General features: G+C 68.0%; 21 protein-coding genes. 2 read left to right on the top strand and 19 right to left on the bottom strand.

Going from position 1 to position 21,257, the window contains the following annotated elements; all coding sequences use genetic code 11:
* Nucleotides 1-19: 19 nt before the first annotated feature.
* From BLV60_RS13270 to BLV60_RS13180, 19 genes are all read right to left on the bottom strand, one after another.
* Nucleotides 20-1,348, bottom strand: coding sequence for a type II toxin-antitoxin system HipA family toxin (locus BLV60_RS13270; RefSeq protein ID WP_093055132.1), 1,329 nt, complete (start codon nucleotides 1,346-1,348; stop codon nucleotides 20-22).
* Complete coding sequence (locus BLV60_RS13265; protein WP_093055130.1) at nucleotides 1,342-1,815, bottom strand: helix-turn-helix domain-containing protein; 474 nt, start codon at nucleotides 1,813-1,815, stop codon at nucleotides 1,342-1,344. The genes BLV60_RS13270 and BLV60_RS13265 overlap by 7 nt, the downstream gene beginning before the upstream one ends.
* Nucleotides 1,816-1,939: 124 nt before the next feature.
* Entirely contained in the window at nucleotides 1,940-2,941 is a 1,002-nt protein-coding gene (locus tag BLV60_RS13260) for a tripartite tricarboxylate transporter substrate-binding protein (protein WP_093055128.1), read from the bottom strand.
* Between the two features lie 17 nt (nucleotides 2,942-2,958).
* Nucleotides 2,959-4,164: a M20 aminoacylase family protein gene (locus BLV60_RS13255; RefSeq protein WP_093055126.1), complete on the bottom strand. Its 1,206-nt coding sequence runs from the start codon at nucleotides 4,162-4,164 to the stop codon at nucleotides 2,959-2,961.
* Between the two features lie 71 nt (nucleotides 4,165-4,235).
* The gene (locus tag BLV60_RS13250; protein WP_093055124.1) at nucleotides 4,236-5,507 is read right to left on the bottom strand and encodes an aspartate aminotransferase family protein; all 1,272 of its coding nucleotides are present in this window, start codon (nucleotides 5,505-5,507) and stop codon (nucleotides 4,236-4,238) included.
* On the bottom strand, nucleotides 5,500-6,579 hold the full coding sequence (locus BLV60_RS13245; RefSeq protein ID WP_093055122.1) for a phosphotransferase: 1,080 nt from the start codon (nucleotides 6,577-6,579) through the stop codon (nucleotides 5,500-5,502). Before BLV60_RS13245 ends, BLV60_RS13250 begins: the two co-directional genes overlap by 8 nt.
* Complete coding sequence (locus BLV60_RS13240; protein ID WP_093055120.1) at nucleotides 6,576-7,604, bottom strand: histone deacetylase family protein; 1,029 nt, start codon at nucleotides 7,602-7,604, stop codon at nucleotides 6,576-6,578. The genes BLV60_RS13245 and BLV60_RS13240 overlap by 4 nt, the downstream gene beginning before the upstream one ends.
* Nucleotides 7,601-8,335, bottom strand: a complete 735-nt coding sequence (locus BLV60_RS13235) for a GntR family transcriptional regulator (protein WP_093055118.1) — start codon at nucleotides 8,333-8,335, stop codon at nucleotides 7,601-7,603. Before BLV60_RS13235 ends, BLV60_RS13240 begins: the two co-directional genes overlap by 4 nt.
* A gap of 13 nt (nucleotides 8,336-8,348) precedes the next feature.
* Nucleotides 8,349-9,263: a DMT family transporter gene (locus BLV60_RS13230; protein ID WP_093055116.1), complete on the bottom strand. Its 915-nt coding sequence runs from the start codon at nucleotides 9,261-9,263 to the stop codon at nucleotides 8,349-8,351.
* A complete protein-coding gene (locus BLV60_RS13225) occupies nucleotides 9,260-10,654 on the bottom strand; it encodes an aspartate aminotransferase family protein (protein WP_093055114.1) in 1,395 nt (464 codons plus the stop codon). Before BLV60_RS13225 ends, BLV60_RS13230 begins: the two co-directional genes overlap by 4 nt.
* A gap of 55 nt (nucleotides 10,655-10,709) precedes the next feature.
* Nucleotides 10,710-11,648: a 2-hydroxyacid dehydrogenase gene (locus BLV60_RS13220; protein WP_093055112.1), complete on the bottom strand. Its 939-nt coding sequence runs from the start codon at nucleotides 11,646-11,648 to the stop codon at nucleotides 10,710-10,712.
* Nucleotides 11,648-13,300 (bottom strand): ABC transporter ATP-binding protein, encoded by a 1,653-nt coding sequence (locus tag BLV60_RS13215; protein ID WP_093055110.1) that lies wholly within the window; start codon nucleotides 13,298-13,300, stop codon nucleotides 11,648-11,650. Before BLV60_RS13215 ends, BLV60_RS13220 begins: the two co-directional genes overlap by 1 nt.
* Nucleotides 13,301-13,303: 3 nt before the next feature.
* On the bottom strand, nucleotides 13,304-14,158 hold the full coding sequence (locus tag BLV60_RS13210; protein WP_093055108.1) for an ABC transporter permease: 855 nt from the start codon (nucleotides 14,156-14,158) through the stop codon (nucleotides 13,304-13,306).
* The gene (locus BLV60_RS13205; RefSeq protein ID WP_093055106.1) at nucleotides 14,155-15,129 is read right to left on the bottom strand and encodes an ABC transporter permease; all 975 of its coding nucleotides are present in this window, start codon (nucleotides 15,127-15,129) and stop codon (nucleotides 14,155-14,157) included. The genes BLV60_RS13210 and BLV60_RS13205 overlap by 4 nt, the downstream gene beginning before the upstream one ends.
* A 19-nt stretch (nucleotides 15,130-15,148) precedes the next feature.
* Nucleotides 15,149-16,717 carry an ABC transporter substrate-binding protein gene (locus tag BLV60_RS13200; RefSeq protein ID WP_093055104.1) on the bottom strand — a complete coding sequence of 523 codons (1,569 nt, stop codon included), beginning with the start codon at nucleotides 16,715-16,717 and terminating at the stop codon, nucleotides 15,149-15,151.
* Nucleotides 16,718-16,798: 81 nt separating this feature from the next.
* Nucleotides 16,799-17,590: a class II aldolase/adducin family protein gene (locus tag BLV60_RS13195; protein ID WP_093055102.1), complete on the bottom strand. Its 792-nt coding sequence runs from the start codon at nucleotides 17,588-17,590 to the stop codon at nucleotides 16,799-16,801.
* Between the two features lie 270 nt (nucleotides 17,591-17,860).
* On the bottom strand, nucleotides 17,861-18,718 hold the full coding sequence (locus tag BLV60_RS13190) for a pirin family protein (RefSeq protein ID WP_093055100.1): 858 nt from the start codon (nucleotides 18,716-18,718) through the stop codon (nucleotides 17,861-17,863).
* Complete coding sequence (locus BLV60_RS13185; RefSeq protein ID WP_093055098.1) at nucleotides 18,715-19,299, bottom strand: NADPH-dependent FMN reductase; 585 nt, start codon at nucleotides 19,297-19,299, stop codon at nucleotides 18,715-18,717. Before BLV60_RS13185 ends, BLV60_RS13190 begins: the two co-directional genes overlap by 4 nt.
* Nucleotides 19,300-19,338: 39 nt before the next feature.
* Nucleotides 19,339-19,698 (bottom strand): DoxX family protein, encoded by a 360-nt coding sequence (locus BLV60_RS13180; RefSeq protein ID WP_256329041.1) that lies wholly within the window; start codon nucleotides 19,696-19,698, stop codon nucleotides 19,339-19,341.
* A 114-nt stretch (nucleotides 19,699-19,812) separates the two neighbouring features.
* Between BLV60_RS13180 and BLV60_RS13175 the strand changes: the two genes are divergently transcribed.
* Nucleotides 19,813-20,775, top strand: a complete 963-nt coding sequence (locus BLV60_RS13175) for a LysR family transcriptional regulator (protein ID WP_093055096.1) — start codon at nucleotides 19,813-19,815, stop codon at nucleotides 20,773-20,775.
* Nucleotides 20,772-21,248: an FKBP-type peptidyl-prolyl cis-trans isomerase gene (locus tag BLV60_RS13170; RefSeq protein WP_093055094.1), complete on the top strand. Its 477-nt coding sequence runs from the start codon at nucleotides 20,772-20,774 to the stop codon at nucleotides 21,246-21,248. Before BLV60_RS13175 ends, BLV60_RS13170 begins: the two co-directional genes overlap by 4 nt.
* The last annotated feature ends 9 nt before the right edge of the window (nucleotides 21,249-21,257 follow it).

Below are 21,257 nucleotides of genomic sequence, written 5' to 3'. Positions count from 1 at the left end.
TTGTCAATTGACCGGCGTCCTACACAGCGATGTCGGTCACACCTGAGAGGAACCGCTCGGCCTCGCTTCGCATGCCCCGCGAGATGGACTCCCAGGTCCATGCGGGGAAATCCGACGGCAACAGGGCCTCGACCTCGCTCAGTGCGTCATCCACCGACGCCACCATGTCCAGCATGGCGTTCCAGACGTCGATGCCACCGTTCTTCATGGCCAGCCCATGCCAGTGGCGAGCCTGGATGGTGTGAAAGACATAGTGCGCATTCTTGGAACGGATGGCCATGGCCAGACCCGCCTTGCGCGGCTGGAACTGATTGGGCCCGTTGCCGAAGTACGGCCACATCGAAATGATGTCGTAGAGCGGCGTCATCTCGTAGGCGTCGCCGCGCAGGAGGTGAATCGAAAAGTTCTTGGCATGGCCGTCGGTGGCGGCGAGCAGAAAGAAGGCCAATTGCGCGAGCAGGAACCGGGCGCCGTCATCCACGCTCCCGCTGCCTTGCAGAAGCTGCAGGCACTTGCTCATGCCGGGGCCGCCGTGCTGCTCGTACTTCCTGTCGGACGGCAGGCCCATGGCCTGGCAAAAATCTTCCTGCGGCAGGCGCGCGATCCAGGCGCCACCGTCCATCCACTCGCGGTCGAACCGCTCCACGACCAGGACCGTCTGCCCGCCGAAAGTGGCCATGGATGTCGGCGCCACTTGCAGGCCGAGTGCCTCGACGATCTGTGCGCACAGCCATTCGTTCTGCACCGAGTCCGAGGCGTCCACGCGCTTGGAGCCGCCGATCAATCCCAGCGGCAGCTTGATGATGTGCGTGGTGGGCGTGGCGCCATGCGGCCGGCACCATTCGCCGTTCCAGAAAGTCAGGGCGGTCTTCTCCTGCGCACCGGCAAGGGAAATGCGAAACAGGTCTTCGTCGCGCATGCCTTCCGGGGTGTCTTCGGACGGAACGGCTTGCAGCAGCGCGGCGATCTGCTCTTCGTCCAGGGGCTCGCAGTTCACGGCATTCCAGCCCTGCGGAGCGGCGCCTTCGGGCAGCAATTGCACGGCCCCGACACAGTCGCGGCCGATGGCTTCGAGCAGGTCGAAAGTCTTGGCGTCCTTGAGCTTGAAGCGATTGCGCAGGCGCGCGCGAACCCTGTCGTTGTCGGGCAGCAGATTGTCGAAGTAGTTGCGGACCACCTCGCCGCGGACTTCGAGCGTGCCGGTGAGCGGAATCGACAACGACAGCGAGCGCCGCCGGGGCGATTCGAGCCATCGTGGGTCGTACCGGAAGGTGTGGACGCCGTGGTCGACAGACCAGGTGCCAACGGGCTCCCCGTTCATCCACGCGCCGAGCGCCTGCGTCACCATGACTCCTTCTTCGGCCGGACGACGAAGCTCCGGCGAGACGTCGGCTTGATGTCCTTGCCGGGATTCAGCGCCTGAAGCGCACGAAGCGATGTGCCTGGAGCGCTCGATTGCCCGGAAGGCAGGCGGACCAGCACCGATTGATCGCTCATCCTCTTGGCGATCCATCCCTCCGGGAGGTTCACGGCATCGTCCGGCAGCGAGTCGCGCTTCCCGGAATGCTGCTGCGCGGCGTCCGCGATGGGACTTGGGGACGTCCCGTCCTGCAGGGAAAAGGATGCCCCCAACGCCGCCATCAACTTCATCAGTTGCTCGAAGCTGACCGCCCCGGGATTCGCTTCGATCTCCGCGATCCGGGCCTGGCTGACACCGACCAGCGCGCCTGCCTGCGCCTGCGTCAGGCCGCGCTTCTTCCGCAGTGCCTTGAGGTGCGGCCGCAGCTGGTCGACGAAGCGAAGGGGATAGTCCATCGCCGACCAGAATATCGGCTGTAGCTTATTTTGTCAAAATATCAGCTTTGGGATATTTTCCAAAATTACAAGCCCTGTCTTGTTTTTCCTCGAAACAAGGCCTGGCCGTTATTCGATCACCGCCTCAGTCGATCTTCGCCCCGGAAGCCTTCACCACAACCCCCATCGCATCCCAATCCGAACGCAGCAGCTTCTGGAATTCCTCCGCACTCTGGCTGCGCGGCTCCACACCCAAGCGCTTGAAGCGCTCCTGGATCGCCGGGTCGGCCAGCACCTTGTTGGCCGCGGCGTTCAGGCGCTCGACCTCCGCCTTGGGCGTGGCGGCCGGCGCGAGCAGACCGATCCACGAATCGAAGGCGTAGCCCGGCAGCCCGCTTTCAGCCACGGTCGGCAGCTTCGGCAGGAAGGGGCTGCGCGACTGGCCGGTGGAAGCCAGCAGTTTCATGCGCGCGTCGTCCTGGAACCCGATCACGCCGATGCTCGACGAGATCACCGCCTGCACGCGGCCCGCGAGCACCTCGTTGACGGCCTCGCCGGTCGACTTGGTCGGGATGTGCGTCATCTGCAGCCCTGCCTTCGCCAGAAACGACGCCATCGCGAGGTGCGTGGCGCTACCGTTGCCCGCCGAGGCGTAGTTGTACTTGCCGGGGTTGGCCTTGACCTCCTTGATGAAGTCGGCCGTGCTCGACACATTCATGCCGCTCGCCACCGCCAGCACATAGCCCGCATTGCCGACGTTGGCCACGCCGACGAAATCCTTCAGCGGGTCGTAGCTCAGCTTGTTGTAGAGAAAGCCCGCGATGTTGTGGCTCGCGGCCGCCAGGATCAGCGTGTTGCCGTCGGCCGGCGCGCGCGCCACCAGGGCCGCGCCCACGGTGCCACCCGCGCCCGCGCGGTTCTCGACGATGGCACTGGCATTCAGCGCCGCGCCCAGCTCGTTGTTGAAGGCGCGCGCCACCGTGTCCTGCACCGCGCCGGTGGCGAAGGGCACGACGATGTGGATCACGCGCTGCTGCGCATGCGCCGGTGCAACGGCACAGAGCACCGCCGCGGCTGCGAGCGCGGTCAATGAACGTCGGGTGAGCGGGGTGGAGGTCATCTGGGTGGCCACTTCTTTCTTCGTCATCGTCGACAGTGAAAAATTCAAACGCCCGACGGCAGCCAGCGCTGCACCAGCTTCACGAAGTAGCTGGCACCGATCGGGATGATCTCGTCGTTGAAATCGAACGAGGTGTTGTGAATGATGCAAGGGCCGGGCCCGTGGCCGTCCAGCCGGTGGTCGCCGTCACCATTGCCCAGGAAGGCATAGCAGCCGGGCCGTGCGAGCAGCATGTGCGCAAAGTCTTCGGCGCCCATCACGGCGGGGAAGTTGTCGGTCACCATGTCGTCGCCCACCACCTCACGCATCACGCCGGCGGCAAAACGCGCCTCGGCCGGGTGGTTCACGGTCGGCGGCGACGAGCGGTTGAAATACACCTCGGCCGTGCAGCCATGCGCCGCCGCCACGCCCGCGGCCACCTCGCGCAGGCGGGCCTCGATCTTGTCGATGGCCTCGATGGAGAAAGTGCGGATGGTGCCGCCCACCGTCGCCACGTCGGGAATCACGTTCGGCGCATCGGAGCCCTGCAGCTGCGTGACCGCAAGCAGCGCACGCTCGGTGCTCGGAATGGTGCGCGCCACGATGGTCTGCAGCTGCTGCGCGAGCGTGACCACCGCCGCCACCGGGTCGATGCCCGTGTGCGGCATCGACGCGTGCGTGCCGCGCCCATGCACGGTGATCTTGTACGTGTTGCTCGACGCCATCAGCGCGCCTTCGTTGAGCGCGAAGCGCCCCACGTCGCCCACCGGAAAATTGTGCAGCCCGAAGACCGCGTCGCACGGAAAGCGCTCGAACAGGCCCTCGTCGATCATCTTCTTGGCGCCGGCCTTGCCCATCTCCTCGGCGGGCTGGAAGATGAAATGCACCGTGCCGTCGAAGTCGCCGGGGCCCTGCTGCGACAGGTGCCATGCGGCGGCCAGCAACATCGTCGTGTGGCCGTCGTGGCCGCAGGCGTGCATGCGGCCGGGGTTGGTCGACTTGTGGGCGAACTCGTTGGCTTCGTGCAATGGCAGCGCGTCCATGTCGGCGCGCAGGCCGATGGTGCGCGAGCCCGTGCCCTTGCGCAGCACGCCGACGAGTCCCGTGCCGGCGATGCCTCGGTGCACCTCGATGCCCCATCCGGTCAGCAGGTTCGCGACCTTCTCGGAAGTGCGATGCTCTTCGAAACCGAGTTCGGGGTGGGCGTGGATGTCGCGTCGGATCTCGACGAAACGGGCGGCGTTGGCGAGGAAGGAGTCGGCGATGTTCATGGCGGCAAGGGCGCTGTCGTGGGAGGCGGACGATTCTGGCGCAAGGCGGCGTTTGCCGCCATGGCAGCGGGTCAAAGCCCGGCCAGCACTTCGTCCAGCGTGCCGATCAGCAGATCGGCATTGGCTTCGGAGAACACCAGCGGCGGACGGATCTTCAGCGTGTTGGCATGCTCTCCGGTGGCGCTCAGCAGCACCTGCCGCTCGCGCAGGCCGTTGACGACGCGCACGGTCTCGGCTGTGGCAGGCGTGCGCGCGCGACGGTCCGTCACGAGCTCCAGGCCCACGAACAGGCCCGCGCCACGCACGTCGCCGATCAACTCGTGGCGCTCGGCAAGCTTCGAGAGCCCCGCGCGCAGATGGCGGCCGACGCGCTGCGCATTGGCCATCAGGCCCTCGCGCTCGATCACGTCGAGCACGGCCATGCCGGCGGCCATCGACACCGGATTGCCGCCGAAGGTGTTGAAGTAGCGGCACTCGCGGCCGAACGCGGCCAGCACCTCGGGGCGCACCGCCAGTCCGGCCAGCGGGTGGCCGTTGCCCAGCGGCTTGCCCATGGTCACGATGTCGGGCACCAGGCCCTCATGGCGCATGAAGCCCCAGAAGGCGTCGCCGGTGCGGCCCAGGCCCGGCTGCACTTCGTCGGCAATGAAGATGCCGCCGGCTTCGCGTATCGCCGCCACCGCTTCAGTGAGAAAGCCCGCCTGGTCGGTGAAGATGCCGTCGCTCGAGAACACCGTGTCGACCATCAACGCGGCAGGCCGAACGCCATGAGCCTGCAGGTCGGCAATCGCTGCACGCACACCGGCCGCAAACGCCGCGCCCTGCTCCCCGGCCGGCACGCGATAGCTGTCCGGCGCCGGCACGGTGCGCACCGCGCGGCCAAGCTGTACGAAGCGCCCGAGCGAGGGAGAGGCCTGCGCGATCGATTCGGTCACGCCGTGGTACGCGAAGCGCGTGACGATCAGCCCTTCGGCCTTGGTGTGGGCCTTGGCGATGCGCATCGCGAGGTCGTTGGCCTCGCTGCCGGTGCAGGTGAACATCGCATGGCCGAGCTCGCGCGGCATGGTGGCGAGCAGCCGCTCGGCATAGTCGAGCACGCCCTCGTGCAGGTAGCGCGTGTGGGTGTTGAGCACGCCGGCCTGCCGCGCGATGGCCTCCACCACGTGTGGATGGCAATGCCCCACCGACGCGACGTTGTTGTACGCATCGAGATAGCGCTTGCCGTCGGCGTCGTCGAGCCACACGCCCTCGCCGCGCACCGGATGCAGCGGTGCTTCGTAGAACAGGCGGTAGGCCGGGCCGAGCAGCCGCGCGCGGCGCTCCAGGAGCGATTCTTCAGGCATTTGCGTGACTCTGGTTCATGCCGCAGGCGCGCCGGAAGGCGGCGCTCGCGGCGTCGTTGCCGATGCGGTCGCAGGCCTGCAGGCGGGCCCACGAAAGTGCGTTGTTGCGCAGCAGGTAGGCCGCGTTGTCGGGGTGGCGCGCAGCGCGCCAGCCGCTGATGGCCACCACCATCACGAGCCGCGCGGTGATCAGCGTGAACAACACGTCGACCTCCTCGCGCGTCAGCGGCAGCACGGCGTGGTACGCGGCGATGAAGGGCACGATGCCGGCCAGCGCATCGCCCGCCGGATCGAGCTGGTAGGCCGCGGCCACTGCGAGGTCGTCGATCAGCGGCGCGCGCACCATGTCGCCGAAATCGAGGATGCCGGCAATGCGGTCGGTGTCGGCGGGGTCGACCAGCACGTTGTAGATGTTGAAGTCGTTGTGAATGGGCTGCGTGCGCAGGCCCGCCAGCACGGGCTTTGCATCGCGCTCGAAGCGGTCGAGCGAGCGCCCGGCCAGCGCGCGCCGCTGCGGATCGCCGATGTGCGCGAGCAGGCCGCGCACGCTGTCGGCGCGCTGGATGTCCCAGGGCAGCGCGAGCGCGCCGGCCGGATGGTCGAAGTCGCGCAGCGCGAGGTCGAGCCGGGCCAGCGTGCGCGCCAGGTTCAGTTGCTGCGCGGCTGTGCGCGGCGCTTCGGGCAAGGGCAGGCCCGGCAGATAGCTGAAGAGCCGTGCCACGCGCGGCAGGCCGTCGCCCGGATCGCACAGCAGCGAAGGCTGGCCCTCGCGCGTGGGCACGATGCGCTGCACCGGCAGCCCCGCGTCGGCAGCCGCGATGTGCAGCAGCGCCTGGGTCTGGAAGTCCGCCACCAGCGGTGTTTCGCTCGGGTGGGAGATCTTCAGCATGAAGCGCTCGCCGGTCAGCGCCGATTCAAGGCGGTAGTTGCGGTCGCGCTCGCCGGTCAGGGGCCGCATCTCGCCCTCGATGCCGTAATGGCGCAGCGCGAACACGCGCACCCATTCGGCGTCGAGTTCGGGCGAGCCTTCGCTCAGGACTTCCGCATCGTCGAACCCGTCCGCTGCCGTCATGCGGCGCCCGCGAAGCCGCGCAGCGCGCTGGCGAGGTTGGGGCCCAGGTCGTCGGAGAGGTAGCCGCCCTCCTGCACCAGCACGGTCGGCAAACCGAGGCGCGCGATCTCGGCGAGCAGCTGCGCGAAGCCCGGCGTGGTGATCTTCATGCCCTTGTAGGGATCGCGCTCGTGCGTGTCCAGGCCCAGTGCCACCACCAGCGCGCCGGGCGCGAAGGCGCGAATGCTCTCGCAGGCATCGCGCAACGCAGGCAGGTAGCCATCGATGTCGGTGCCCAACGCTAGCGGCTTGTTGATGTTGTAGCCCAGGCCCGCGCCTTCGCCGCGCTCATGCGCGTAGCCGGTGAAGAAGGGCGTGAAGTTGCGCGGATCGCCGTGCAGCGAAATCGTCAGCACGTCGGCGCGACGGTAGAAGATGCCCTGCGTGCCGTTGCCATGGTGCACGTCGATGTCGAGGATCGCCACGCGCTCGTGCGCCGCGCGCAGCTGCTGCGCGGCGATGGCGGTGTTGTTCAGGTAGCAGAAGCCATTGGCACGGTCTGCATACGCGTGATGGCCCGGCGGGCGGCACAGCGCATAGGCCGCGCGCTCGCCCTGCAGCACCAGTTGTGCCGCATGCGTGGCCACGTGGGCCGAGCCCACGGCCGCAGCCCAGGTGTGCGGGCCGATGGAGCAGGCGTTGTCGCCCATGTGGTAGCCGGCCTGCCCGACCACGCTCTCCGGGTAGGTACAGGGCTCTCCCGGAAAGGGATGGATGTTGGGCATGACCTCGTCGGAGGGGTCGTCCAGCAGGCGCCAGCGCGCATAGGCCGTCTCGAGGAACCGCAGGTACTCGGGCGTGTGGATCGCGGCGCGCGGGCCGGCACCGAAGTCTTCGCCCGCGATGACCTCGTGGCCGTCATGTTCGACCGCCGACAGCAGGCGGAAGGCGCGCTCGGGCTGCTCGTTGCTGCGCTTCAGGCGCCCGCGCACCATGAAGAGCTGCGGGTCGTGGTCCTTGTGGGCGTCGCTGTAGACGATCTTCATCGCGCGGGTCCTTGCGTCGGGGTAGGTGGAGAAACCGTGCCGTGCTGCTTCACGAACAGCGCGCGCACCTGCTGCCAGGCGTCGTCGAGGTGCTCGCGCATGGCCAGGCGCGATGCATCGACGTCGCGGCTCATCAGCGCATCGACGATCGGGTAGTGCGTGTTGGCCATGGTCTCGGGGTCGTGGTAGACCGCGTCGATGAGCGCGATGATCATCTGCATCTCGGTCTGCGTGTTCGAGAAGATGCGGTGCAGGTGCGCGTTGCCCGAGAGCTCGCAGATCAGCGTGTGAAAGGCCAGGTCGGTCGCGATGCGCACGTGCTGCGGCTGCGTGGGCGCCTCGCGCACCATGCCGTCGACCAGCGCGCGCAGGCGCTGCAGCCCCGCGTCGTCGGCCTTGCGGCAGGCCAGTTCGACCGAGGTCATCTCCAGGCTCAGGCGCACTTCGAACAGGTCGTCGATCTCCTGGACGCTGATGGTGCGCACCGCGAAGCCGTGGCGCGGCCGCGCGACCAGCACGCCCTGCCGTTCGAGCCGGCGCGCGGCCTCGCGCACCGGGGCACGGCTCACGCCCATGCGGCGTGCGATCTCGGCCTCGACGATGCGGCTGCCGGGCGCCAGGCGCCCCTCGACGATCGCGCGAGTCAGCTGCGCTTCGACCAGCCCGACGAGGTCTTGCGCCTCGACGGACTCGAAGCCGGCGCTGTCGGCAGTGGAAGAAGAAAAAGCCATGGTGTTTGTCTCGTCATGTGAGAGGGATCGGGTTCTTATTCTTGATCGGCCGCCGCGCCAGGTACACGCCCGCCGCCATGATCAGCGCAATGCCCGCCATCGCCAGCGCATCGGGCGGCCTGTGGAACCAGAAGGTGCTGAAGGCCACCGCCAGCAGCAGCTGAAAGTAGTTGAGCGGCGCCAGCGTCGCGGCCTCGACGCGCTCGAAGGCGGCCAGCAGCAGCCATTGCGCGAGCCCGCTGCACGCGCCGCCCGCAAGCAGCAGCAACACCGCACCGGCGGCGGGCCGCTCGGCCGGCAGGAAGAAGGGCGCCGGCACGGCCGTCACCACCAGGCACACGATCGCCGTGTACGCGTACTGCACCGGGCTTTCAACGAGCCCCGCGAGGCGGCGCGTGAGCAGCTGGAAGATCGCATAGCAGACGGCCGACACCGCCATCAGCACCGTGCCCACCCAGGGCAGATTGCCGCCGGGTCGCACGATCAGCAGCATGCCGGCGAAGCCCACGCTCACCGCCACCCATCGGCTGCGCTGCACCTGTTCGCCGACCAGCCAGGGCGACAGCGCCACCATGAGCAGCGGCGCGGTGAAGTAGATCGCGGTGGCCTCGGCTAGCGGCATCCAGATCAGCGCCGTCATGAAGCAGGTGGCCACCGTCGCGAGCATCGAGCCGCGCAACAGGAGCAGCTTTTTCTGCGGCGCGCGCCAGATGCGCAGGTCGCCGTGGCGCAGCAGCATGGCAAAGGCGATGCAGATCACCGACAGGTAGCGCATCAGGTTGATGAACGGCGCCGGGTAGAACTGCAGCATGTGCTTGCAGAAAGCGTCGTAGCTCGCAAAGGCCATCAGCGCACAGAAGAACAGCGCAACGCCGGTGCTCCTGGAGCCCGGCGGTCGCAGCAGCACTGCGGCGTTCGCTGTGTTCACGCCAGCGAAGCCTCGAAGTGGGCCATCGCGCGGTCGAAGCGTTCGAGCATCTCGTCGATCTGCGCGGGCGTGATGATCAGCGGCGGGCAGAAGGCAACGGCATCGCCCATGGCGCGCACGATCAGGCCTTCCTGCAACGCAAGCTCGGCCAGCCGCGCGCCGGCCTTCATCGCCGGATCGAACGGCGTGCGCGTGGCCGGGTCGGCTGCGAGTTCGATCGCGCCGATCAACCCCACGCCGCGCACCTCGCCCACATGCGGATGGCCGGCGTAGCGGCGCAGGCCAGCCTGGAACTGTGGCGCCAGCGACTGCACATGCGCGAGCACCTTTTCCTCTTCGTAGATGCGCAGTGTTTCGAGCGCCACCGCGGCGGTCACCGGATGGCCCGAGTAGGTGAAGCCGTGGCCGAAGGTGCCGATCTTTCCGCTGTTGGCGGCCACGGCCGCATGCACCTGCTCGGACACCATGACGGCCGAGATCGGCACATAGCCCGACGACAGCGCCTTGGCGGCCGTGAGGATGTCGGGCCGCAGGCCGAAGGTGGTGGAGCCGAACATCTCGCCGGTGCGGCAGAAGCCGCAGATCACCTCGTCGGCGATCAGCAGCACCTCGTACTTGCGCAGCACGGCCTGCACCTTCTCGAAGTAGGTGGCCGGCGGCACCAGCACGCCACCCGCGCCCATCACAGGCTCGGCGATGAAGGCGCCCACGGTGTCGGGCCCTTCGGCCAGGATGCGCTGCTCCAGTGCACCGGCCAGCCGCGTGGCGAAGGCTTCTTCGGTTTCGCCGGGCTCGGCATAGCGGTAGTGGTGCGGGCAGTCGACATGCAGGATGCGGTCGATCGGCAGGTCGAAGTCGCGGTGGTTGGGAACAAGCCCGCTCAGACTGGCCGCCGCCACGGTGACGCCGTGGTACGCATTGCGGCGCGCGATGATCTTCTTCTTGGCCGGCTTGCCGATGGCGTTGTGGTAGTACCAGACCAGCTTGACGGCCGTGTCGTTCGCCTCCGAACCCGAGTTGGCGAAGAACACCTTGGACATGGGCACCGGCGCCATCGCAATCAGCTTCTCGGCCAGCGCGATGGCGGCTGCGTTCGAGCGGTGGTTGAAGGTGTGATAGCAGGGCAGCGTGTGCAGCGCCTCGCTGCCGGCCTTGGCCAGGCGCGCGTTGCTGAAGCCCAGCGAGACGCACCACAGGCCCGACATGGCTTCCAGGTAGCGGCGGCCCTGGTCGTCCTGCACGTAGATGCCGTCGCCGCGCTCGATCACGAGCGGATCGACCTGCGGATGCGCCGCGAGGTTGGTGAAGGGGTGCAGATGGGCCGCGATGTCGTTCGCCGCGCGCTCGGCGTGTGCCGATTGCAGGGCGGCGTTGGGAATCGATGCGTTCATGGGGCCTGCTCCGTTTTTCTTGCTTGAATTGCGATAGAGAAGAAAACCTCGCGGCTCAGTAGCCCCGGTCGAGGTCGACGGCCGTGTGGGGCCGCTCGCCGCGCTGCACGAGCGCGAGGTTGTGAAGTGTCTGCCGCGCGATCACAGAGGTGTCGGTGCGGGTGGCGATGTGCGGCGTGACCAGGATGCGCGGGTCGCCCCAGAAGGGGTGGTCGGCCGGCAGCGGCTCCTGTGTGAAGGCGTCGAGTGTGGCGGCAGAGAGCTGGCCGAGGTCCAGCGCGCGCAGCAGGTCGGCTTCGACCAGATGCGCGCCACGCCCTACGTTGACCAGGTGCGCGCCACGCGGCAGCCGCGCGAACAGGTCTGCGTCCAGAAAGCCCTGCGTCTGCGGCGTGAGCGGCAGCAGGCACACCAGCGTGTCGCAGCCCGAGAGGAATTCGTCGAGCTGCGCATCGCCGTGAAAGCCCGTGACACCGGCCGGCAGTTCGGCCTTGGCGCTGCGGCTCCAGCCGCGCACCGCATAGCCGATGGCGGCCAGCGCCTCGGCACAGGCGAGCCCCAGGGTGCCGAGCCCCGCGATGCCGACACGATGGCGCCCGGGCGGGCTCATCGGTTGCTCTTCCCACACGCGCCGGGCCGCGCTCGCAAGGTACGCGGGCATCTGCCGCTGGTGCTGGATCACGGCCCAGCACACGTATGCCTTCATGCCCGTGGCCATCTCCGGATCGACGATGCGGCACAGCGGCAGCGCGCGCGGCAGCCGGGGGTCGGCCGTGATGTGGTCGACGCCCGCTGCCAGCGACTGCACCAGCTGCAGCTGCGGCAGGCTCGCGAGCAGGCCATGCGGCGGAAACCAGCAGACGGCCGCATCGATCTGGTCGAGCGGGCCAAGGTCGGCCCCAAGGCGCAAATCGATGTCGGGGCAATGCTCGCGAAAAGCGGGCGCCAGGTAGTGCATGTCGAGCACATCGCTCAGGAGCGCAACGCAAGGCATCAGGCCACCTTCGCGGACATGTCGGCCTGCGGCGCGAGGCGCGGCACGGCGTCGATCAGCTTGCGCGTGTAGGCGTGCTGCGGATCGTTGAGCACCTTCTGCGTCTCGCCGTACTCCACGACTTCGCCGCGCTGCATCACCGCGATGCGGTCGCACATCTGCCCGGCCACGCGAAGGTCGTGCGTGATGAACACCATCGCGAGCTGGAACTGCGCGCGCACCTGCGCGAAGAGCTCCAGCACCTGCGCCTGCACCGACACGTCGAGCGCCGACACGGGTTCGTCGGCCACCAGCAGCTCGGGCTGCATCGCGAGCGCGCGGGCAATGCCGATGCGCTGGCGCTGCCCGCCCGAGAACTCGTGCGGATAGCGCTGCGCCGCATCGGCGCCCAGGCCCACGAGCTGCAGCAGCTCCATGGCCCGCGCCATTGCCTCGGCCTTGCCCACGCCCTGCGCGATGGGCCCGCCCGCAATGGCTGCGCCCACGCGGTGGCGCGGGTTGAGCGATGCGTACGGATCCTGGAACACCATCTGGATCTTGCCGGCCGCCGCGCTGCGGAAGTTGCGGCCCTGCGCGAGATTACGGCCCTTGAAGATGATGCGGCCGCTGTCGAAAGGCGCGAGCCCCACCAGGCAGCGCCCGACGCTCGACTTGCCCGAGCCCGACTCACCCACGAGACCCAAGGTTTCGCCGCGGTGCAGCTCGAAGCTGATGTCCTTTGCCGCCTGCACCGCACGGCCGCGCTTGAACAGGCCGCCGCTCGAACGGTAGGTCTTGCACAGGTCCTGCACCTGCAGCACGCGCGTGAGGTCGTCGTGCGGCACGGTCTGCGCCTGGCCGTCTGGAATGGCGGCGATGAGCTTGCGCGTGTAGGGATGCTGCGGCGCGCCGAGCACCTGCGCGGCCGGGCCGCTCTCGACCACGTGGCCGGTCTGCATGACCACCACGTGGTCGGCGATTTCGCTGACCACGCCGAAGTCGTGCGTGATGAAAAGCACCGCCGTGCCGCGGCGCTGCTGCAGCTCGCGTATCAGCGCGAGGATTTGCGCCTGGGTGGTGACGTCGAGCGCGGTGGTGGGCTCGTCGGCGATCAGCAGCACGGGCTCCAGCACCAGCGCGCAGGCGATCATCACGCGCTGGCGCTGGCCGCCCGAGAGGCGGAAGGGATAGGCGTCGATCAGCAGCTCGGGGTCGGGCAGGCCCACGTCGGCCAGCGCCGCGAGGATGCGGCGTCGCTTCTCGGCCGCGGGCACGCTGCCGTGCGCGTCGAACACCTCGCCGATCTGCTCGCCGATGCGCATCACAGGGTTCAGCGCGGTCATCGGCTCCTGGAACACCATGCCGATGCGCCGGCCGCGCAGCTCGCGCATCTGCGGCTCGGTGAGCTGCAGCAGGTCGTGGCCCTCGAACATGATGCGGCCCGCCACCGGCGCCACGTGCGGGCGCGGCAGCAGGCCCATGACGGCGTTGGCGATCATCGACTTGCCCGAGCCGGACTCGCCGACCACGCACAGCGTCTGGCCCGGCAGCACGGAGAGCGCGGCGCCCTCGACGGCCAGCGCGCGGTCGGCGCCCGAGGGCAGCGAGATGCTCAGGTCGACGATGTCGAGTACGGGGTGCAGGGGTTTCATGGGCGTCACGGTGGCGTTCATTTCTTACTTGCCCCTTCCGTGCAGCCGGGTGTTGAGGCCGTCGCTCAGGCCTTCGCCCACGAGGTTGAGCGCAAGCACCGTCAGCACGATGGCAAGCCCCGGGAACAACGCCATCCACCAGGCCTGGCGCAGCACGGTGCGCGCGGCGCCGACCATGTAGCCCCAGCTCATCTGGTTCGGATCGCCCAGGCCCAGAAAGCTGAGGCTGCTTTCGAGCAGGATGGCCGTGGCCACCATCAGCGAGGCCATCACGATGATGGGCGACATGGCGTTGGGCAATATCTGCGTGAGGATGATGCGCGGCGTCGACTGGCCCGCGAGCAGCGCGGCCTGCACGAAGTCGCGCTGGCGCAGCGTGAGGAACTCGCTGCGCACGAGGCGCGCCACCGGCGGCCAAGAAACGATGGCAATGGCCACGACGATGGACTTGATCGAAGGCTCGAAGATCGCCACCAGCACGATGGCCAGCGCGAAGCTGGGCACCGCCTGGAACAGCTCGGTGAAGCGCATCAGCGCCGCATCGATCCAGCCGCCGAAGTAGCCGGCCACAGCACCGAAGGTGACGCCGATCAGCAGCGCCACGATGGTGGACACCACGCCGATCAAGAGCGAAATGCGCGCGCCGTAGACCAGGCCCGCAAGGATGTCGCGCCCGAGCGTGTCTGTGCCCAGCAGGAAGCCGGGTTCGGTCCAGGGGCGCACGAAGGGTTGCTCGACCATGGCCCACGGGTCGTTGGTGGCGAGCCACGGCCCGAGCAATGCAACGGCTGCCACGATCAGCAGCACGACCATGCCGGCCACGGCGCCCTTGTTGCGGCGAAAGCGCCGCCAGAAATCGCTTTGCATCGTCGTCGTCATGTCAGCTCGATCCGCGGATCGACCAGGGTGTAGACCAGGTCGGTGATGAGATTGAAGAGCACTGCCATCGCCGCCGTCACCAGGAAGGCGCCGAGCAGCAGGCTGTAGTCGCGCTGCAGCAGCGCGTCGAACATCAGGCGGCCGATGCCGGGCCAGGCGAACACGGTCTCGGTGAGCACGGCGCCGCCGATCATCCCGCCGGCCTGGATGCCCGCCAGCGTGACCACCGGCAGCAGCGCGTTGCGCAGCACGTGCGCGCGCAGGATGCGGCCGGGCTTCACACCCTTGGCGCGCGCGGTCTTCACGAAGTCCATCTGCGCCACCTCGAGCATCGCGGCGCGCGTCATGCGTGCGTAGACGGCCATGTAGAACAGCGCGAGCGTGAGCGCCGGCAGCACCAGGTGCTTGGCGACGTCGAGCGCCAGCGCGAAGCCGGTGTCGCCCGAACCCACGGTCATGAGGCCGAAGCCCGGCAGCCATTCGAGCTGCACCGTGAACACCAGCACGGCCATCAGCGCCAGCCAGTACAGCGGCGTGGCATAGAACAGCAGCGCCACCACGGTGATGGCGCTGTCGACCCACGTGCCCGCGCGCCGCGCCGACAGCGCCCCCAGCGTGATGCCGAAGAGCAGCGAGAGCGCGAAGGCCGTGCCGGTGAGCAGCAGCGTGGCGGGCAGCCGGTCCATGATGAGCTTCAGCACCGGCTGCTGCTGGCGGTACGAATAGCCGAGGTCGAGCCGCACCACCTTGCCGACGTAGGTGGCGAGCTGCGTCGACAGCGGCTGGTCGAGCCCGAACTGCGCGCGCAGCTGCGCCACGAACTGCGGATCGGACGCGCCGGCCTCGCCGGCCAGCACCGACACCGGATCGCCCGGCGCGGCGCGCACCAGCATGAAGTTGACCGTCGCAATCAGCAGGATCGCCACCAGGCCCTGCAGCACGCGGGTCAACATGAACTGCGTACGTTTCATTCGGTCGTCACTCCGCGCGTCAGCCGACGCTTGCGTTGCCGAGGCTGTCGTTGAGGCCGATGCCCGAGCTCACGATGTTGCTGAGCTTGGTGCGGTAGAGCGTGGGGAAGTTGAGCTCCAGCAGCCAGGCCACGGGCACCTCGTCGAGCAGGATCTTCTGCGCCTGCAGGTAGATGGCCTTGCGCTTCTCGGGGTCGGTCTCGCGCGCACCGGAATCGAACAGCTCGTCGACCTTCGGGTTGGAGTAGCCCTCGACGTTGTTGAAGGGCGAGCCCTTGGCGATGTTGGCGGTGGTGTAGTTGCGCGCCACGCCCAGTGCCGGGTCGCCGTACTGGTAGACGTAGGTGAAGGCGAGGTCGTAGTCCCAGTCGTTCAGGCGCTGGTTCCAGCCGGCAACGTCGGTGGCGGTCATCTCGACCTTGATGCCGGCCTGTGCCAGGTTCTGCTTCAGGATCTCGGCCTGCCGCGACCAGGTCTCGCCGTAGGGCAGCGGCAGCAGCCGCAGCGTCTCGCCCTTGTAGCCCGATTCGGCCAGCAGCTTCTTGGCCGTTTCCACGTTGCGCGGGTACTTGGCGACGTCGGTGCTGTAGAACTTGATGTTGCTGTTGAAGGGGCCGGTGGCGGGCTTGGCGAAGCCCTGCCATGCGATCTTGGCCATGGCCTCGCGGTCGATGGCGAACATCACGGCCTGGCGGAACTTGACGTTGTCCATCGGCGCCTTGCGGTTGTTCAGCCACAGCCACGAATGCGGCGCGAAGAACTCCCAGCCCTTGGTGGTGACCGCGACGCCCGGCAGCTTGGACAGCCGCTGCACGTCGAAGTACTCGACCGCGCCGCCGGGCACCAGGTCGACCTTGCCCGATTCGAAGGCCGCGGCGCGCGAGGCCGCGTCGGGAATGACGTGGAAGTAGACGCTGTCGACCAGCGGCACGTCTTTCACGTGGTACTTGTCGTTGGCCACGAGCTGGATGTACGAGCCCTTGACCCACTCCTTGAACTTGAACGGCCCGGTGCCGATGGGCGTGGCGTTGGCGGGGTTGGTCGCGAAGTCGGTGCCTTCGTAGATGTGCTTCGGGATCATCGGCATGCTGCCGACCTCGAAGATGCCGATGAAGGGGCCGAAGGGGTACTTGAGCTTGAACTCGACGGTGAGCGGATCGACCGCGCGGATGCTTTCCACCGCAGCCAGGTTGGCCCGCAGGCGCGCATGCGTCTTGCGCAGGAACACGTCGGCCGAGAACACCACGTCGGCCGAGGTGAAGGGCTTGCCGTCATGCCAGGTGACGCCGGGCTTGAGCTTGAAGGTGTAGAGCGTGCCTTCCTTGTTGACGGTCCACGCGGTGGCCAGCGAGGGCAGCGGGGTGATCTTCTCGTCGTAGCGCAGCAGGCCTTCGTAGATGTTGCCGGAGATCATCTGCGTGGGGCCGTTCTGCGTGATGCCCAGCATCAGCCCCGGCGGCTCCGGCTGGACGACGGCGTTGATCACGCCGCCCTTCCTGCCCGCGGCCAGGAGGTGCAGGGGAACGCCGGCCAGCGTCAGGCCGGCGGTGGCAGCGGCACCCATCTGGATGAGGTTGCGACGTTTCATGAGGGCGAACTCCTTCTGGCTCTTTCGAGGTGGTGGACAGGGTCAGGGGGACGGGATGGGAAAGAAAAGCGGGGCGGCGGCTCAGTCGCGGAACGACGTGGCCGGTGCGGGCTCGATGCGCTGCAGCATCGCGCGCCATTCGCGCGCGTTCGGGTCGGATTGGCCGGGCAGGTAGCTGCCGCCGCCGGCCTCGTACTGCTGCGCGGTCTTTTCGCAGACCTCGGCCGGCACCGGGTACACCGGCAGGCCGCTCGACTGGATGGCCACCTGCACGCGGCAGGCACGCTCCAGGTTCAGCATCAGGATGAAGGCTTCCGACACCGTGCGGCCCAGCGTCACCAGGCCGTGGTTGCGCAGGATGAGCGCGCGCGCCGTGGGGCCCAGGTCGGCTACGAGGCGCTCGCGCTCCTCTGGGTCGAGCGCGATGCCCTCGAAGTCGTGATAGACCACGCGCTGATAGAACTGCAGCGCCCACTGGTTGCAAGGCTGCAGCCCGCCGGCCAGCGACGACACCGCCACGCCCGCCACCGTGTGGGTGTGCAGCACGCAGGCTGCGTCGTGGCGCGCCGCGTGCACCGCGCTGTGAATGGTGAAGCCGGCCGGATTCACGTCGTAGGGCGAGTCGTCGAGGATGCGGCCTTCCAGGTCGATCTTGACCAGCGACGAGGCGGTGATGTCGCGGAACAGCATCCCGAAGGGGTTGATCAGGAACTGGTCTTCGGTTCCCGGCACACGCGCGGAGATGTGCGTGTAGATGCTGTCGTCCATGCCGTAGTGCGCCACCAGCCGGTAGGCCGCGGCCAGGTCTTGTCGGACCTGGCGCTCGGCGTCTGAGACGGGCGGGGCCTTGCGGTCCACTGCGTGCAGTTGCATATCGCGTTCCTTTCCACAGGCCCGGCCGGGCGGGCCTTGCCTTGTTGATGGGTTCGTCGGATTGATTGACTGCGAGCTGTCGACAGTCAACCAGCGACAGTTTTAAGCAATATGCGGGCCCGCGTTAGGGGGTAAGCCCTTGGGTGGCCCTCCAGACCGGCGCCGTTCAGAGGGCGGAACACAAAAAAGCCGGCGGCGCGCACCCGAAAATGCGCGCCGCCGGCGTGGTTGGAGGCTGTCGTTCGTGCGCTCAAGCGCACCGATGGGGTGCTAGGGCAGGCGCCCTTCCTGGCGCAGCCGTGCGCCGATGCGCCGGATTTCGGCCTCGCCCTGGTCGAGCGTCGCCCGGCTGGTGTGCACCGAGTAGTGGCCCATCACCAGCTCGTGGGGGTGCTTCACCGCCGAGCCCAGCACGAAGGACGTGTCGCCACGGGCCACGAAGTCGATGACCGCGCTCGACTCCTCGAACACCGCGAGCTCGCCGCTGCCGATCGGGCCGCCTCTGTCGTCGCCCGTTTCGAGCGCGCCTTCGTTGACCGCAACCCAGCCCACCGTGTGGCCGGCGGGCGGCACGTAGCTCCAGCGCTCGCCGTCTTTCAGCTGCACGGCCAGGTAGTTGATCGGAGCCGGTGCCGCGATGGCGCTCTGCGCCGCGCCGTAGCGCCCGAGCAGCACACGCGCCGGGCCCTCCTGCGGCACCTGCGAGGGCGCGAGGTACATGCTTTGCGCCGGCGCGTTCTCTTCCGAAGCCGGCAGCGCCACCCACAGCTGGAAGCCGCGCACGCGCTTCACGTCCGGCGCGGGTCCGCCGGTGTGCCACACGCCGTTGCCGGCGCGCATCCACTCCACGCCGCCGCCGAGCAGCGTGCCTTGCTCGCCGGTCGTGTCCTCGTAGAGCGTGTCGCCCTCGATCAGGTAAGTGAGCGTGGCAATGCCCGAGTGCGGGTGCAGGCCGAAGCCCTTGTGGCCGCCCGTGGTGTCGAAGCCGAAGAGGTCGAGGAACACGAAGGGCTTGAGAAACTCGCCCAGGTCGCCGGGGCTCATCAGCCGCACGATGCCGCCGTGCTGCGAACCGCGCGTGCGGTAGACGATGGCGCGGGCCAGCGTTTCGACAGCAGCGGTGGTCATACAGCCTCCCTCGCCGTCTTCAGCGCCTTGGCCCACCAGGCGATGTCGTCGAGCATGCCGGTGGCCGACTGCGCGAGGTGCGGGAAGTCGTCGAAGCTCTTGCCCTGCTGCCAGATGCCGAGGAACTCGACCATGCCGATGTGCACGGCGTTGCGCACCGGCGCCATCTGCATCTCGACCGCCACCAGCCGCAGTTGCTCCACGGCCCGCGCCGCGCCCACGCCGCCGTAGCCTACGAAGCCGATCGGCTTGCGGATGAATTCCTTGTAGGCCCAGTCGATCGCGTTCTTCAGCACCGCGCTCGGGCCGTGGTTGTATTCGGGCGTGACGACGACCAGGCCGTCGAAGGTGGCCAGCTTGGCCTGCCAGCGCTGCGCGGCTTCATTCTTCACCGGCCCCCAGGCTGGCGCGCCCGCCTCGTTGAAGAAGGGCAGCGGATGGTCGCGCAGGTCGACCAGCTCGAAGGCGAGGTCGGTGCGCTGCTTGGCGATCTCGTGGATCCATTGCGCGGGCTTCTCTCCGAAGCGGCCTTCGCGGGTCGAGCCGAGGATGATGCCGATGCGGGGTTGTTGCTGGGTCATGGGGTACTCCAAATAAAGTTGAAGAAGATGAAGAGGAGGTCAGGCCGCCGTGACGGCCGGCCGGGACACGGGCCGCAGGCGCCAGGCGACAAAGCCCGACAGCAGCGCCAGCACCATTGCCGGCGCAGGGTTGCCGCCAATCAGCACCAGGTGCGTGGCCACGCCGCAGACCATGGTCGCGGCCAGCAGCAGGCCACCGAAGAAGCCGGTTGCGGGCACGAGCAGCAGCAGCGCACCGCCGACCTCGACCAGGCCCGTCACGTAGCGGAACCATTGGCCGAAGCCGATCGCGTCGAACACCTGGACCATCTGCGGCACGCCAGCCAGCTTGGAAGCGCCGGCGGCGCCGAAAGCCAGCGCGAGCAGGATGCGAACGCCCCAGACGATGCGGCGCTGCATGGGAGAGGAAGTAGATGAAGAAGTCATGGGCATAAGGTTAGGCACGCACCCATTGATCGACTAGACGGTAGAGTCGGATTGCACTCGTCCAAAAATTGAAGGAATCAACCCGCCATGTTCGACCTCAACGACGTCGCCATGTTCGTGCAGGTGGTGCGCCACGGCAGCTTTGCCGAGGCGGCCCGGCGGCTGGGCCTGCCGCCCAACACCGTGAGCCGGCGCATCCAGCAGCTCGAATCGCAACTTGGCACGCGGCTGATGCAGCGCTCGACACGCAAGCTGACGCTGACCAGCGCCGGGCAGGATTTTCATGACCGGTGCGCGGGGCTGGTCGACGGGCTGGCTGCGGCCGGGCAGGCGCTGGTGGCCGGAGGCCAGGAGCCCAGCGGCCTCGTGCGAGTGGCGGCGCCGGCGGATTTTTTCGATTTCTTCCCGATGGAATGGGTGTCCGACTTCCTGGCCGCGCATCCGCTGGTGAAGCTCGACTTCGTGCTCAGCGACGCGGCCGCCGACCTCATCGCGGAGCAGATCGACGTGGCCTTCCGCGGCGGCGTGCTGCGCGATTCGGGCTACATCGGCCGGCGGCTGGCCACCCGCAGCGGCGGCCTGCTGGCAAGCCCCGCCTACATCGCGCAACGCGGGGAGCCCACAACATTGCAGGAGCTGGCGGACCACGACTGCGTGACGCCACCGCACCCCAGCGGCCACACGATCTGGCGCCTCACGGGTCCCGAGGGGGTGGAAGAAGAAGTGCAGGTCACCGGCCGGTTCACCGGCAACACCGCCCAGGCACTGCGCAAGGCGGTGCTGGCCGGGCTGGGCATTGCGCAGCTGCCGCCGGCGATGGCGACGCGCGACGAACAGGAAGGGCGGCTGGTGCGGGTGCTGCCGCAGTACGAGTACACCGGCCGAGGGCTCAGTGTGGTCTACCCGAGCCGCAAGCACCTGCCGCTGGCGGTGTCGGCCTTCATCGACCTGGTGATGAGCAAGCTCGACCACATGGACATGCTGCAGGAGCTGCCGTCTTCCGGGAAGGCCCAGGGCCTTTTCGTTTCCACTGAAAATGCCACCCCATGAAAATCGAAAAAGACACCGTCGTCACCATCAAGTACAAGGTCTCCGACGCCCAGGGCAAGCTCATCGAAGCGAGCCCCGAGCCGATGGCCTACCTGCATGGCGGCTACGAGAACACGCTGCCCAAGATCGAGGAAGCCCTCGATGGCAAGGAAAAGGGCTACCAGACCGTGCTGAACCTCGCGCCCGAAGACGCCTTCGGCCAGCGCGACGAGACGCTGGTGCGCAGCATCCCCAAGACCGACTTTCCGCCGGGCGTGAAGGTCGGCGGCCAGCTGCAGGGCCGGCTCGACGACGGCACCGAGCATGTCTTCACCGTCATGAAGATCAAGGGCCCGGTCGTGCTGCTCGACGGCAACCATCCATGGGCCGGCAAGGCGCTGCGCTTCAGCCTGCAGGTGACGGATGTGCGTGCGGCGCTGCCGGTGGAGATCGAGCACCGGCATGTTCATGGGGCGCACGGGCACCATCACTGACGCGATGGC

It is taken from the genome of Variovorax sp. YR634 (genome assembly GCF_900106655.1).
Classification (GTDB): Bacteria; Pseudomonadota; Gammaproteobacteria; order Burkholderiales; family Burkholderiaceae_C; genus Variovorax.
Note: the sequence above shows the minus strand (reverse complement) of the source record. Positions and strands in the feature narration are given on the sequence as shown.

Excerpts from the sequence above, each read along its gene's own strand:
- BLV60_RS13270 (WP_093055132.1), bottom strand. The coding sequence starts at position 1,348 with ATGGTGACGCAGGCGCTCGGCGCGTGGATGAACGGGGAGCCCGTTGGC.
- BLV60_RS13265 (WP_093055130.1), bottom strand. The coding sequence starts at position 1,815 with ATGGACTATCCCCTTCGCTTCGTCGACCAGCTGCGGCCGCACCTCAAG.
- BLV60_RS13260 (WP_093055128.1), bottom strand. The coding sequence starts at position 2,941 with ATGACGAAGAAAGAAGTGGCCACCCAGATGACCTCCACCCCGCTCACC.
- BLV60_RS13255 (WP_093055126.1), bottom strand. The coding sequence starts at position 4,164 with ATGAACATCGCCGACTCCTTCCTCGCCAACGCCGCCCGTTTCGTCGAG.
- BLV60_RS13250 (WP_093055124.1), bottom strand. The coding sequence starts at position 5,507 with ATGCCTGAAGAATCGCTCCTGGAGCGCCGCGCGCGGCTGCTCGGCCCG.
- BLV60_RS13245 (WP_093055122.1), bottom strand. The coding sequence starts at position 6,579 with ATGACGGCAGCGGACGGGTTCGACGATGCGGAAGTCCTGAGCGAAGGC.
- BLV60_RS13240 (WP_093055120.1), bottom strand. The coding sequence starts at position 7,604 with ATGAAGATCGTCTACAGCGACGCCCACAAGGACCACGACCCGCAGCTC.
- BLV60_RS13235 (WP_093055118.1), bottom strand. The coding sequence starts at position 8,335 with ATGGCTTTTTCTTCTTCCACTGCCGACAGCGCCGGCTTCGAGTCCGTC.
- BLV60_RS13225 (WP_093055114.1), bottom strand. The coding sequence starts at position 10,654 with ATGAACGCATCGATTCCCAACGCCGCCCTGCAATCGGCACACGCCGAG.
- BLV60_RS13220 (WP_093055112.1), bottom strand. The coding sequence starts at position 11,648 with ATGCCTTGCGTTGCGCTCCTGAGCGATGTGCTCGACATGCACTACCTG.
- BLV60_RS13215 (WP_093055110.1), bottom strand. The coding sequence starts at position 13,300 with ATGAACGCCACCGTGACGCCCATGAAACCCCTGCACCCCGTACTCGAC.
- BLV60_RS13210 (WP_093055108.1), bottom strand. The coding sequence starts at position 14,158 with ATGACGACGACGATGCAAAGCGATTTCTGGCGGCGCTTTCGCCGCAAC.
- BLV60_RS13205 (WP_093055106.1), bottom strand. The coding sequence starts at position 15,129 with ATGAAACGTACGCAGTTCATGTTGACCCGCGTGCTGCAGGGCCTGGTG.
- BLV60_RS13200 (WP_093055104.1), bottom strand. The coding sequence starts at position 16,717 with ATGAAACGTCGCAACCTCATCCAGATGGGTGCCGCTGCCACCGCCGGC.
- BLV60_RS13195 (WP_093055102.1), bottom strand. The coding sequence starts at position 17,590 with ATGCAACTGCACGCAGTGGACCGCAAGGCCCCGCCCGTCTCAGACGCC.
- BLV60_RS13190 (WP_093055100.1), bottom strand. The coding sequence starts at position 18,718 with ATGACCACCGCTGCTGTCGAAACGCTGGCCCGCGCCATCGTCTACCGC.
- BLV60_RS13185 (WP_093055098.1), bottom strand. The coding sequence starts at position 19,299 with ATGACCCAGCAACAACCCCGCATCGGCATCATCCTCGGCTCGACCCGC.
- BLV60_RS13180 (WP_256329041.1), bottom strand. The coding sequence starts at position 19,698 with ATGCAGCGCCGCATCGTCTGGGGCGTTCGCATCCTGCTCGCGCTGGCT.
- BLV60_RS13175 (WP_093055096.1), top strand. The coding sequence starts at position 19,813 with ATGTTCGACCTCAACGACGTCGCCATGTTCGTGCAGGTGGTGCGCCAC.
- BLV60_RS13170 (WP_093055094.1), top strand. The coding sequence starts at position 20,772 with ATGAAAATCGAAAAAGACACCGTCGTCACCATCAAGTACAAGGTCTCC.